Raw genomic sequence first — 12,057 nt, forward strand, 5'->3', positions numbered from 1 at the left:
GTTCTTATTTTTTTCGAGTAAGAACACTTTTTTCGTTTTGAAGGAATTGTCCACGTGATTTGGCAACACGGGCGATTCGTTCCTCAGCAAGTCGATCCGCTGCAACGTATGATGGAATGTTATCGCGCTTGGAAATCGCGAAAATCTTTTCAATCGTATCGTAAATGCCAGCGACACGTTTCAATGCACGTTCCCGGTTATAGCCTGCAAGCTCGTCAGCCACATTGATAACGCCCCCGGAGTTAATGACGTAGTCAGGCGCATAGACGATGCCCATTTCATGGATCGTATCTCCGTGCTCGGGATTTTTCAATTGGTTATTTGCAGAACCAGCAATGACTTTCACTTTTAATTGCGGAATCGTATCATCGTTGATGATGGCACCTAATGCACATGGAGCGAAAATATCCGCTTCTTGCGAGTAGATTTCATCTGTCTCGACGGCAGTGGCGCCAAATGCATCAACAGCACGTTGAACAGCTTCCTTATTTATGTCAGTAACAATCAGCTTTGCGCCTTCTTCATGCAAGTATTCGCATAAAGTGTAGGCGACGTTTCCAACACCTTGGACAGCTACTGTCTTGCCTTCAAGAGAATCACTTCCGAATGCTTCTTTTGCCGCAGCCTTCATACCTTTGTAGACACCGAAAGCTGTGACAGGCGAAGGGTTGCCTGAAGATCCGAATTCTGCGGAAACGCCCGTTACATAATCAGTCTCCAAATGAATTAAATCCATATCCTCTTCAGTCGTACCTACATCTTCTGCTGTAATATATCTTCCGTTCAATCCTTCAATGAAGCGGCCGAATGCTCGGAACATCTCCGGGTTTTTATCCGTTTTCGGATTGCCGATGATGACCGTCTTGCCTCCGCCTAAATCGAGTCCTGCCGCGGCATTTTTATATGTCATTCCTTTTGCTAGACGAAGAGCGTCCTCAATTGCTTCTTCTTCACTCGCATACGTCCACATGCGTGTACCGCCCAAAGCAGGCCCTAAAGTCGTATCGTGGATTGCGATGATCGCTTTCAATCCTGAAGTCTTGTCTTGGCAAATAACCAATTGTTCGTAATCGTGATTTTCCATATAGTTAAAAATTTCCATGATGCATTTCCTCCTAATGAATATCCGTTTTAGTTTTTAGATGCTTGTATGGCTAATGCCAACGAGTAAAGCTTGCTTTCTGCGCTGTCAGATCTGGATGTCAATACGATCGGTGCTCTGGCGCCTTGAATGATGCCGCCGACTTTCGCTTTAGCGAAATACATAAGTGATTTATATAGGATGTTTCCCGCCTCGATTGAAGGCACTACGAGAATGTCCGCCAGACCCGCAGTTTCGCTCGTTATTCCCTTATGCTTAGCAGATTCAATCGAAACTGCATTATCCAAAGCTAGGGGCCCATCGATGATGCAATCCTTAATTTGCCCTCTTTGATTCATGACGACGAGCGACGCCGCATCAGTTGTGGGCGTCATTGCCGGATTAATTGTTTCGATTGCTGCTAGCGGGGCGACAATCGGCAAGTTTACGCCACATGCTCTGGCGGCGGCAACCGCGTTCCGGATGATTTGCGCTTTCTCTTCCAAGTTGGGCGCAATGTTCATGCCGGCATCCGTGACGAAAAGCAACCTGTTATAGCCATCCACTTCAAATGCCGCTACATGGGACAGGACTTTTCCGGTTCGCAACCCGTATTCTGCATTCAGTACGGCTTTCAGAATGAGTGCAGTCGGCAAGTTGCCTTTCATCAGCACTTGTGCATTCCCACTCGATACTGCCCGCACGGATTTTTCCGCAGCTTCTTCGTTGCTGTCTGTGTGGATTAGGGTGATGTAAGGATGTCCATACAGTTCTGGAAAACGGTCTCTAATTGTATGTCGCAATCTCTCTTCATCATCAAATAGAAGAAAGGAAGCAATTCCTTTCATGACTGACATTTCCACTGCTTCTAACACTGACGAATCTGCGGCGCATGCAACCGATACGACCTGTGTACCAGAAGAAGCCGTTCTTTCGACTAAATCATCCAGTGTCGACATATGAGCAGCCTCCTTCAGATGAGTTTGTATTTCTCCATTTTATAATATAGGGAGCGCAATGAAATGCCAAGACGGTTTGCTGTCAAAGATTTGTTCCCGTCATGTTCAGCCAAAGCCTTTTCAAGCACGGTTCGTTCGTAGTCATCCATAACTGTTGCCAGTGTACTAATTTCGGGAAGGGCAACTTCTTCCGTTTTAACTTCATTAGTGGAAAGGGACCTTTTAATATCTTCTTCCCTGATGACGGCAGATCCATGCTTCATAAAAATCATTGCACGGCTTAAGACGTTTTCAAGTTCCCGCACATTGCCAGGCCATTCATATTTTTGCAGCCTTTGCATAGCTTCCTCTGAAATGCTCTCTACATTCATGCCAAACTCCTGATTCAGCTTCTTCAAAAGCTGAAGTGCAACTTCCGGAATATCCGATTTCCTCGTTCGTAACGACGGTATTTGAATCGACAACTGGTTGAGCATGTAATATAAATCCATATTAAACGTTCCTTCATGAATTGCCTTTTCAAGGTTTTTTGTAGAAGCGACAATAATCCGCGCAGTCTCAGTGGATGCATTGCTTCTGCGATTGGTCCTTGAAAGTTGTAAATAATCAAGGAGCCTTGATTGGACGGCTAATGGTAGATTCGTCACTTCGTCCAAGAATAGAGTCCCTGTCCCTGCTTCCTCCAATAACCCTGATCTGAATGCAGCACCTGTGTCATGAGCTGCATTGTGTCCGAAGATTTCTTTCTCTATTACAAAAGGATCAATTGCCGCACAGTTCAAACGGATGAACTTGCTTGACTTCCTGTCACTTCCGCTATGAATAGCGTTTGCGAACAACTCTTTCCCTGATCCTGCTTCCCCTCGTAATAAGACGGGGATATCCGATTTCGAGGCAACTTTTGCCTGATCGATAGCAAGATTGATTTCAGAGGAGCTGCCATGGATATCATTGAATGTATACGTCGACTCCAATTTCCGGATTGTTTGTCTTGCCCAATCAAGCTCCTTCATAAGGCTTCGCATTTCGGTGATGTCGTGAATCACCCCAATACTTCCCTTTACTTCCTGATCCACAATAATAGGAGCCACGTTTACGATGACATCCCGATTATCTTCCCCAATCCGCATAGTAACGCCTCTGACTGGTTTTTTTGTTTGCAATACTTTCATATGGATGCTTTCGCCTTCATTGATGTCGACTGACGCCGGTTTTCCGATCACTTCGTCTTCTGACAAGCCAGTGATTCGGGTATACGCCGGATTGACAAGAATGCCGTTCCCTTTCTCGTCAACAACCGAAATAGCATCATCGCTAGATTGAATGATTGCTTCTAGCATCGTTTTTATTGATTTTAAATCTGTTATTTCCTCTGCGAGTTTGACAACTTCTGACACATCTTTAAATATTGCAAATGCGCCAAATGTCTTTCCCTCCGTGGAAATGAGTGGATAACGGGAACTAACAATTTTCAGTCCATTGCGCAGAATCAATTCTTCATTCACTTCAGAGCGGCCGGACGAAAGTACCCTAACCAATTTACTTTCCGGAATAATGTCACCGATCGATTTGCCGATTGCGTCGAAATCAGAAACTTCCAACATTTTGCAAGCGCTTTCATTAATAAAATCAATTACACCTTCGTGATTAATACCAATCATGCCTTCATCTATTGAATTGAAAATGAGACGCTGCCTATCCATTTCCGTTTGGAGTTTACGGATGTATTGATCATTTTCATTCAGTAAGCCTACAAGCAGATTCGCGATAGATCCGGGAATTACTAACGTATGCATTGGAATACTCTTCATCAATTCATCAAAAACCGCTTTTTCTCCCGTTACATCAAAGACAATATGGACTTCATCAGTCAAGAAAAGCTTCCAATCGAAGCCATACGGGATTCCTAGTTTATTGGCGATTACAATCCCCGGTGCCTGTTCATCGACATCGACAATTGCCGATACATTCATGAAATTCGAGTTCAAGAGCAGGTTCAGTATTTTCGTGCCCCCGGAGCCCGCTCCAACAATGAGTACATTTTGCAAGGATATTCATTCTCCTTCTAGCACCATGCAATCTTTTGCAAATCTATATTCATAATACACGATTGCTCTGTTCTTGACAATAATTGTTGAGCAGGTAAAATTATATTCGGTAAGGAGATTGATAATATGGCTCGTATGGCGGCATTCATCGTACTTCTGATTCCTATTCTTATCACAGCAGGCGGTATTAAGCTCATGCGTGATTCACTTTTCGGAATCCAATTTGCTCCATTTCCTTTCATCTGGCTTCAATTCACGGTCGGCTTCCTCATGTTCGGTGCAGGTCTTGCCTTCTTTGCAGGTTTCCTGCTGAGACGTGACAGACGAAAAGGAAGGGTTCAAGATCGCTTCAAATAAATGTTAACTCAAAAAGGACATCGGCTAAAATTAGCCGATGTCCTCAGACTGTAGACAAACACCATGAATTTGGGTATTTGCCTACAGTCTCTTTTCTTTTGAAATAGAGATGAAGCTAGAATGTTGATTTGCGCTGTGAGCGGATGAGTTTTTATCTATAGTAAAGTGTTTTACTACTTTCTAGGTATAGTAAATGATGAAAGCTGTAGAGTCCTGTCAAAGGAAGAATGAACTTTGTTACCAAATAGCCTTTGCCTCTGGTTAATTTTCGTCTACATATTTTTCCGAAAAACTTTGGAGCCATCCCTTATCTATTGGTCCATTGAGAACATTATAATAACCAATGCCAGGAAGGTGAATACGATCTTTGTCAAAGAACACCATCAAAGTTTTATTTTTTGTGTGAATGTTCATCCAAAGTACTGCTTCTGCCGAATAAACAATCCCCTTTGGGTCTTTCATTTTTTTAACTTGATATTGGCTTAAAAACATTTTTAATTCATCTATTGCTTCTCTTTTATCTGTTGTCCACCTATCGTCATCATTATGACTCTCAAATGAAAATGATTTTACATTCGTGAATAGTTCATCCAGGCTCTTTTCTTTGTACTCAATATACTTCACTAATAGAAACCCTATTGCAAGTACACCTATTATTAAATAAATGACGGTTTTCTTACTCATTAGTTGCTGTCCCCCTTTAAGTGATAGTTATAGAAATGCCTTTGATATATTTTAACCCCCTGGTAAACTAATCTTCCCTGTTAGTTAAAGAACTTCATTTCTCAATCTCTAATTTATTTCATCATAGATCACTCATCTACGAGCACAAGCGCAGCGTTGCCAGCATTAGCTTCCAAAAGCGCAAATCAACATTATTCAGGACTAAGCCAAAATGAAAGGGTGACGTGAAGATCACATCACCCCAACAGTTGATTTAAAAACTACTTTTTGAACCTATCTGGGAAATCTGTTATCCAGCCGTCGATATACGGAGGTGGTTGCAGAGTGATTGCCTCTTTACCGGTAACTCCATAGACCCTCAACTTTTTTCCGCTGTCGACCATTGCGCCTAGATACGGTTCTTTCAACAAACGTTTATGGAAATTGAAGCCTTCAACGAAATCATATTTTTCAAGGCAGTTCCAATCCGTCATTGTTCTCTTTACAAGCAATGCGGTTTCAATAGACGGTTCCATCTCTTTTGCTTTTCGCAGTATTTCCGGATCGAATGAAGACAAGTGGACTCTATCGGATATCATGGCCATATCGATGATTTTACGCAACATTTCCGGCCTCTCGGAAACCGTCTCTTTCAACTCGATGTTTAAAGCCAATCGTTTCAACTCGCAGAATGAAACGGCTTCCTGCAATGTCGGTATGTGATGGCCCTTAATAAGCCTGATAAATCTATTTCCGATGTTTACACGCTGCAATTCACTGAAGTGAAGATTGGAAACGCGCTTTCGTATTCCGGATATTCTGTAAAGATCATTGTCATGAACGACGACTGGCACACCGTCGGCTGTCAATTGGACATCCAATTCAATTCCGTCGGCATGCAGCCTTGCAGCTTCCTTGAATGCTTTCATTGTATTTTCAAAACAGACACCAGATGCACCTCTGTGGGCGAAGACCATCGGGTTAGACATTAAGTATTTTGTCGACAACTTCGAAGACACCTTTCGTTGTTTTATTCAACAAACTGGATTTTGTTCCGATTTGAATGATGACGCCTGGGTAGGCTTCTTTTGAAACTTCAATTTGAGGGGGCTTTGCAGACTTGATTTTGTAAAGTCCGACCTGGATTTCCCTGTCCAGTTGAAACATCTTATCCATGCCGGATTGGAGCGTCTTATTCAACTTATCATATGCATCAGCCTGTTCCCCATGCAATTGATTGGCAACGCCTTTACCATGCAAATCCAATTGTGATTCAAGATGTCCGGAATTTTTTTGTATTTCCTTTAATTCCTGAGCCTTTTGTTGAATTTCCAGGTAGATTAGGTCCTTATCGATTCCTTTGGCATACAAATGGGTCGTCCTCTCATGGGAATTTCCGGCGAATGCACACTCAATCCTGAAAAGTGCTTCAATACGGCCGCCAATGATTCTCCCTCTATCTTTATCGACCATAACCGTTTCGCCGACTACGTCAGATCCTAATATATATGATCCGACGTTTATATTTTTTGCAAATAGCCTGCAATTATTTGCATGCTTTATGTAGATATCTCCACTTGCCTCAATAAGGGAAATGCCTCCGCCGAACACTCCGCCCTTAATATAAAGATCCCCTTCGGAGGAGCAGATTTCCTTGGCATTCATTACGCCTTCGTTACCCTCTATGGAGATATCTCCAGTTGCATTTACAGAATAGCCCGGCATGACCGTGCCATGTACTGAAACCGCTCCGTCAAATGTGATGGACCCCGTTTCAGGGCCTACATCCCCGTTAATGATCAGATGTTTTCCGACGCTGACAATGTCATCGTTGAACTCCAGGGCACCGCCGAAAAATGCACGAAGCACAAATTTCTCCTGCTCCTCCACTTCCACTACTGATTTCTTATCATAACGAAGGGGTGCATCGCTTCCCCTCATTGCAGCGACACTGTCCCCCAAAATATCCCTTCCAGGTTTTCCGTCCGTAGGTGGAATTTTTTCGCCTAACCAATCGCCTTCTTCTACATGTGTGACAAAATTCATTTCATAGTAATCTGCCAAACCGTCTTCGCGGATTACAGGCTTTTTCTCCGGCTTTTCTATATAGGTGATTTTGGCGTCCTCGCCATTCTCGGGTTCCTTGCCAACCGCTGCTACGATAGCAATCCCCGGATACAAATCGTCTTCCGACAAGTCAATTATGCCAAAGACGACGCCGTACGTTTGCAGTGATTTGGCAATTAAAGTGAGCAATTGGGCTTTTTTCGATTGAAATTCCGTTATTGTCATATTGATAATGACTTCAGCTTTCATATGATCCGGCTGAACGATTACTTCAATCAAAGGCAGATAGCACCCAATCTTATGTCCATCCCCAATTTCTGTAAGGGCTTTTCTCAATGCTGGAAAGGATGTAATTTTAATTCTCGGGTTTTGGTTGGTAATCATATCAAACGATTTTAAGGGAAAACCGGTCTTTTTTAAGTCGATTACTACATCATCATCTATCACGTGTAAATCAAAAAAGTCATTTTGAACTAGCAATTCGACACCCCGTTTCCTCATCTATCCTTCTATCATTATAAAGTTTAAACAATATTTCCACAATAGACAGATAAAAAAACACCGCAAATTTACGGTGTTTCTTAGAGTAATTAATTAAAGATGCAGGTCAGCTTGCCATATGCTCAAGACGGATCTTGTCTGCAATCATTGCAATGAATTCTGAATTAGTCGGCTTGCTCTTCAAATGATGGACAGTATAGCCGAATGTCTTTGAAATGACGTCGTAATTCCCCCGGTTCCAAGCAACTTCGATTGCATGCCGAATTGCCCTTTCCACCCGAGAAGGGGTTGTTTTGTACTTCTCTGCAATGTCGGGATAAAGGATTTTGGTTACGGATCCAAGCAGGTCAACATCGGTGTATACCATTTGAATCGCTTCTCTTAAAAAGGCATATCCTTTAATGTGCGCAGGGACTCCAATTTCTTTGATAATTGAGGTTATCGTAGTGTCAAGGGCTCGCTGTGTCATTGTCGTGTCTGCTTCCGCTGGCTTTTGAACGACCGGTCTTGTAGGTTTTGCCGTACCCGAGATTTGGAAGATCTGTGATACCAATCGGTCAAATTCGAACGGTTTCAACATAAAATAGGATGCGCCTAAACTGCCCGCCTGCGCCATGACGTCCTCTTGCCCGAATGCAGTCAACATGATAATATGCATATCGGCTAATGCAGGATCCTTCTTTATCGTATCCAATACCGCAATCCCATCCAAGTGCGGCATAATGATATCCAAGAGCAGCAGATCAGGCTTATTCTCCTGCAGCATAGAAAGACATACCTTGCCATTATGGGCTGTCCAAATGACTTCCAATTCCGGATGCTGCTCAAAATATGCATCCATCGTGTTCACCAGTTCTTTATTATCGTCCGCAATTGCAATCCTTACTTTCCCCATCCCATTTTCCCCCTACTCGTTTTTCATCCCTGCCATTATTCTCCATGATTCTATTATTCGCATGAAATCGAATTGCTGTAAAGGAAAATTTCGACAAACATTCGAACAATCCTTCTGTTTTCTAAAAAATGAAACTTAAGAATTATGGTTTCGTCATTATTCGACGAAATTCATTTAAAAAAACCGATCCAAGTTTCGGATCGGTTTTTACTCATTTTCGTTGCTCACCGTCACGCATTGTGACTAAAAATAAGCCTGCGCCTTTTTTCGGTTCATCGACAAACATATGAGTGACTGCGCCGACAAACTTGCCGTTCTGAATGACCGGACTTCCACTCATGCCTTGTAAAATTCCACCTGTCGTTTCCAGTAACTTTGCATCGGTTAAAACGAAATGGAACTGCTCTTCCTCAATGTCAATGATTTGGATGGAGAACTTTTCGACTTCGGTCCCTTTTACTGTAGTAAAAATTTCCGCCGCCCCTGCTTGTAATTCTGCGGGCTGCATAATTTCGAGAGGTTCAGCCAACACTTTCTTATAAGCATCGTTCCACGCTCCGAAAATCCCATAGATCCCATTGGTTCTGATTGTTCCTAAATATTCTTCGTCTTCTACAATAGAGGAGATTTTATATCCTGGAGAGCCGGGCATACTTTTCTTTATCTGTTCAATTTCCGAAAGGTATATTGCGCCATTTTTGAATGGTGGTGGTGATTTCAAGGAGCTGTCAACGATTTGATGGCCAAGGGCTCCATACGTGCCTCTCTGCGGATCGACATATGTCAGTGTCCCGGTACCTTCCGTTCGGTCTTTAAGGAAAGGCAGGAGGCGTTTTACAGCATCCTTTTCCGCCAACACCTCAACTGATGCACCTTTTCGACTGATATTCATGTGGATTTTTTCTTTTTTCACTTTCATCATGATGTGTTCGAAGTCGCCGAGACTAACGATGTCCGTTCCATTAAGTCGGATGATTGAATCGCCAGCCTTCAACCATTGCTCGTTATTGACTAGTACATCATTTGTGACGAAAATGCCCGATAAATCCATTTGAATACCAATTGAATGGCCCATCGGAATAACTTTGTCACCGGATGAAGCGGAAACTTCATTTTGTATCGGCAGGAAATTCAAAAGCGTGGCAAACGAAACGGATAACATCAGTCGTTTACTCCATCCCATGGTTCACCTCCTCAGCTGAAAGATACTATTGGTATGTCCGTTCAGATGAATCTTATGAAAGGTTAAATCATGTAAAAAAACGCATACTAGTTGTATGCGCTTAAATCCGGAAAGCCGTTTTCCTTTCGTCAGCCATGGAGAGTAGTTCATCTGCATGCTGCAATGTCAATTCAGTTATTTCTGCACCTGACAACATCCTTGATAATTCCTTCGTTCGTTCCAAGTCAGTGATTTCAGCAACCGCTGTCGTTGTGCGGTTCGACTTCACTTCTTTCCTAATGAGCAAGTGGTGATCAGCCATGGCGGCGACTTGTGGGAGATGGGAAATGCAAAGCACTTGTGAATGGGTGGCAACCATCGCAATTTTATCTGCAATGGCTTGGGCGACCCGTCCACTTACCCCCGTATCGACCTCATCAAAAATAATGGAAGTTATCCCTTGATGCTTGGAAAAGATTGTTTTCAATGCCAACATAATCCTCGACAATTCGCCTCCAGAGGCAATTTTAACTAAAGGCTTCAATGGTTCTCCAAGATTTGTGGAGATGAGGAAAATAACTTCATCGAAGCCATTGCTGTCAAAACTGCCGGATGCTTTTCGTGTGATCGAAACATTGAAGGTGGATTTTTCCATATGCAGCTCTTTCAGCTGCTGCATAATCGCATCTTCCAGTCGGAGAGCTGACTCTTGTCTGATTATAGATAATTCATTCGCTTCCACTTCCAGGTCTTTTTCAAGCTGGATGAGCTTTTCCTGTTCTTGGCCAAGCCTTTCATCCCGATTGAGCAGCTGGTCTAGATCTTCTGCAATTTTTTCACGATAGATGAGAATATCCTCGATTGTCGCGCCATACTTGCGCTTTAGTGATACAAGCATTGCCAATCGATCTTCGACAATCGGCAATCGCGTTGGATCGTACTCCATACGATCAATGATGTTCTTCAATTCATGTGCAGTATCTTGCAATGAGTAGAAACTTGATGAAATGATCTCCGAATGGGGTTCCAGTTCTTTGTCGACAGAAGCGGCATCTTCTAGATCACTCATTGCAGATCCAACCCAATCCAGTGCATGATTGTCACCGCTGATCGATTCATAAGCGGTATTCAGTCGTTCATAGATTCTATTGAAATGTTGGAGTTTCAATTTTTCCTCTTCGAGCTCTTCCTCTTCTCCAATGATCAGCTCTGCATTGTCGATTTCATTCAATTGAAATGAATAGAGATCGATCCGCTGTGCGACTTGCTGTTCATTTTCACTAGCCGTTTCAAGCCTGCGCTTTAATTTTGTATATTGACTGTAAATATCCGAATAATTGCGGTATGCTTCCTCCAGATCTGCTCCAGCGAATTGGTCGAGCAGATGGATATGCCGCTTTTCATGCATCAATTCTTGATTATCGTGCTGGCCGTGAATATCAATCAATTGCGAACCGATCTCTCTTAAGCTTGCAATCGTTACAAGCTTGCCATTGACCCGGCAAGTCGTTTTCCCACTTGCGTTCAAATCGCGCCGGAGAATGATTATGCCATCCTCGCAATCAATGCCGAATTCAGCTAGTTTTTCAAAGACAGGGTGATCCTCATCATCGATTGAGAACATCCCTTCAAGTTCGGCTTTTTTTGCTCCGTGGCGAATGAATTCCTGTGATCCCCTTGCACCTGCAAGGAGCTGAACGGCATCAATGATTATGGATTTACCGGCGCCTGTTTCTCCAGTCAGAACGGTCAAGCCTTCTTCAAAAGTCACTTCGAGATGCTCTATAATCGCGAAATTATGAATGGAAATCTCACCTAACATTCAAACACGCACCTCCTCCATCGAATCGAACATTCAGCTTAAATAAGTGCTAACAGCCTTTCTTTCACTTCAACTGTTAGTGACTCATCCCTGCAAATGATCATGCACGTATCATCCCCGCAAATTGTTCCAAGCATTTCATCCCATCCTAAGTTATCAATTAAGGAACCGACTGCATGTGCATTACCAGGCAGCGTTTTCAGAATGATGAAGTGGCTTGCACTATCGATACTCATGAATGCATCTGTCAACATCCGACGCAGCTTTTCTTCGGTATTGAATCTATGGACAGGCGGCAGGCTATATTTATAACGGCCATCTGGCAATGGGACTTTGATGAGATGCAATTCTTTTATGTCGCGGGAAACGGTCGCTTGTGTCACGTCCACTCCAGCGTTTTTCAATTTATCAACAAGTTGATCCTGCGTTTCAACTTCATCATTAGTAATAATATCCCGGATACGCAGATGGCGTTGTCCTTTATTCAATACAATTCCTCCCA

Annotated in this window: 11 protein-coding genes; 1 reads left to right on the plus strand and 10 read right to left on the minus strand. The window is 43.0% G+C overall.

Features of this window, described 5'->3' with window-relative positions; all coding sequences use genetic code 11:
- Positions 1-4 precede the first annotated feature (4 nt).
- The 3 genes from M3193_RS04045 to M3193_RS04055 are packed head-to-tail and all read right to left on the minus strand — an operon-like array spanning position 5 to position 4,088.
- On the minus strand, positions 5-1,102 hold the full coding sequence (locus M3193_RS04045; RefSeq protein WP_251624488.1) for a Leu/Phe/Val dehydrogenase: 1,098 nt from the start codon (positions 1,100-1,102) through the stop codon (positions 5-7).
- A gap of 29 nt (positions 1,103-1,131) precedes the next feature.
- Complete coding sequence (gene yqiS / locus M3193_RS04050) at positions 1,132-2,040, minus strand: phosphate butyryltransferase (protein ID WP_251624489.1); 909 nt, start codon at positions 2,038-2,040, stop codon at positions 1,132-1,134.
- 14 nt (positions 2,041-2,054) lie between these two features.
- Entirely contained in the window at positions 2,055-4,088 is a 2,034-nt protein-coding gene (locus M3193_RS04055; protein WP_251624490.1) for a sigma 54-interacting transcriptional regulator, read from the minus strand.
- Between the two features lie 126 nt (positions 4,089-4,214).
- On the opposite strand from M3193_RS04055, the gene M3193_RS04060 reads away from it, so the two are divergent.
- On the plus strand, positions 4,215-4,445 hold the full coding sequence (locus M3193_RS04060; protein WP_251624491.1) for a DUF2627 domain-containing protein: 231 nt from the start codon (positions 4,215-4,217) through the stop codon (positions 4,443-4,445).
- Between the two features lie 261 nt (positions 4,446-4,706).
- On the opposite strand, the gene M3193_RS04065 is transcribed toward M3193_RS04060, so the two are convergent.
- The 7 genes from M3193_RS04065 to ahrC form a co-directional block, all read right to left on the minus strand.
- Entirely contained in the window at positions 4,707-5,129 is a 423-nt protein-coding gene (locus M3193_RS04065; protein ID WP_251624492.1) for a hypothetical protein, read from the minus strand.
- Positions 5,130-5,389: 260 nt separating this feature from the next.
- The gene (locus M3193_RS04070; protein ID WP_251624493.1) at positions 5,390-6,115 is read right to left on the minus strand and encodes a glycerophosphodiester phosphodiesterase; all 726 of its coding nucleotides are present in this window, start codon (positions 6,113-6,115) and stop codon (positions 5,390-5,392) included.
- Positions 6,090-7,676, minus strand: coding sequence for a DUF342 domain-containing protein (locus M3193_RS04075; protein ID WP_251624494.1), 1,587 nt, complete (start codon positions 7,674-7,676; stop codon positions 6,090-6,092). Before M3193_RS04075 ends, M3193_RS04070 begins: the two co-directional genes overlap by 26 nt.
- A 106-nt stretch (positions 7,677-7,782) precedes the next feature.
- Positions 7,783-8,571, minus strand: a complete 789-nt coding sequence (spo0A, locus tag M3193_RS04080; protein ID WP_251624495.1) for a sporulation transcription factor Spo0A — start codon at positions 8,569-8,571, stop codon at positions 7,783-7,785.
- 211 nt (positions 8,572-8,782) lie between these two features.
- Positions 8,783-9,754: a SpoIVB peptidase S55 domain-containing protein gene (locus tag M3193_RS04085; RefSeq protein WP_251624496.1), complete on the minus strand. Its 972-nt coding sequence runs from the start codon at positions 9,752-9,754 to the stop codon at positions 8,783-8,785.
- A gap of 100 nt (positions 9,755-9,854) precedes the next feature.
- On the minus strand, positions 9,855-11,555 hold the full coding sequence (gene recN / locus M3193_RS04090) for a DNA repair protein RecN (RefSeq protein WP_251624497.1): 1,701 nt from the start codon (positions 11,553-11,555) through the stop codon (positions 9,855-9,857).
- Between the two features lie 38 nt (positions 11,556-11,593).
- Positions 11,594-12,043, minus strand: coding sequence for a transcriptional regulator AhrC/ArgR (ahrC, locus tag M3193_RS04095; RefSeq protein ID WP_251624498.1), 450 nt, complete (start codon positions 12,041-12,043; stop codon positions 11,594-11,596).
- Positions 12,044-12,057: the final 14 nt, after the last annotated feature.

The sequence above is a fragment of the Sporosarcina luteola genome (assembly GCF_023715585.1).
GTDB lineage: Bacteria > Bacillota > Bacilli > Bacillales_A > Planococcaceae > Sporosarcina > Sporosarcina luteola_D.

Excerpts from the sequence above, each read along its gene's own strand:
- spo0A (WP_251624495.1), bottom strand. The coding sequence starts at position 8,571 with ATGGGGAAAGTAAGGATTGCAATTGCGGACGATAATAAAGAACTGGTG.
- yqiS (WP_251624489.1), bottom strand. The coding sequence starts at position 2,040 with ATGTCGACACTGGATGATTTAGTCGAAAGAACGGCTTCTTCTGGTACA.
- M3193_RS04060 (WP_251624491.1), top strand. The coding sequence starts at position 4,215 with ATGGCTCGTATGGCGGCATTCATCGTACTTCTGATTCCTATTCTTATC.
- M3193_RS04085 (WP_251624496.1), bottom strand. The coding sequence starts at position 9,754 with ATGGGATGGAGTAAACGACTGATGTTATCCGTTTCGTTTGCCACGCTT.
- M3193_RS04045 (WP_251624488.1), bottom strand. The coding sequence starts at position 1,102 with ATGGAAATTTTTAACTATATGGAAAATCACGATTACGAACAATTGGTT.
- M3193_RS04075 (WP_251624494.1), bottom strand. The coding sequence starts at position 7,676 with ATGAGGAAACGGGGTGTCGAATTGCTAGTTCAAAATGACTTTTTTGAT.
- recN (WP_251624497.1), bottom strand. The coding sequence starts at position 11,555 with ATGTTAGGTGAGATTTCCATTCATAATTTCGCGATTATAGAGCATCTC.
- M3193_RS04065 (WP_251624492.1), bottom strand. The coding sequence starts at position 5,129 with ATGAGTAAGAAAACCGTCATTTATTTAATAATAGGTGTACTTGCAATA.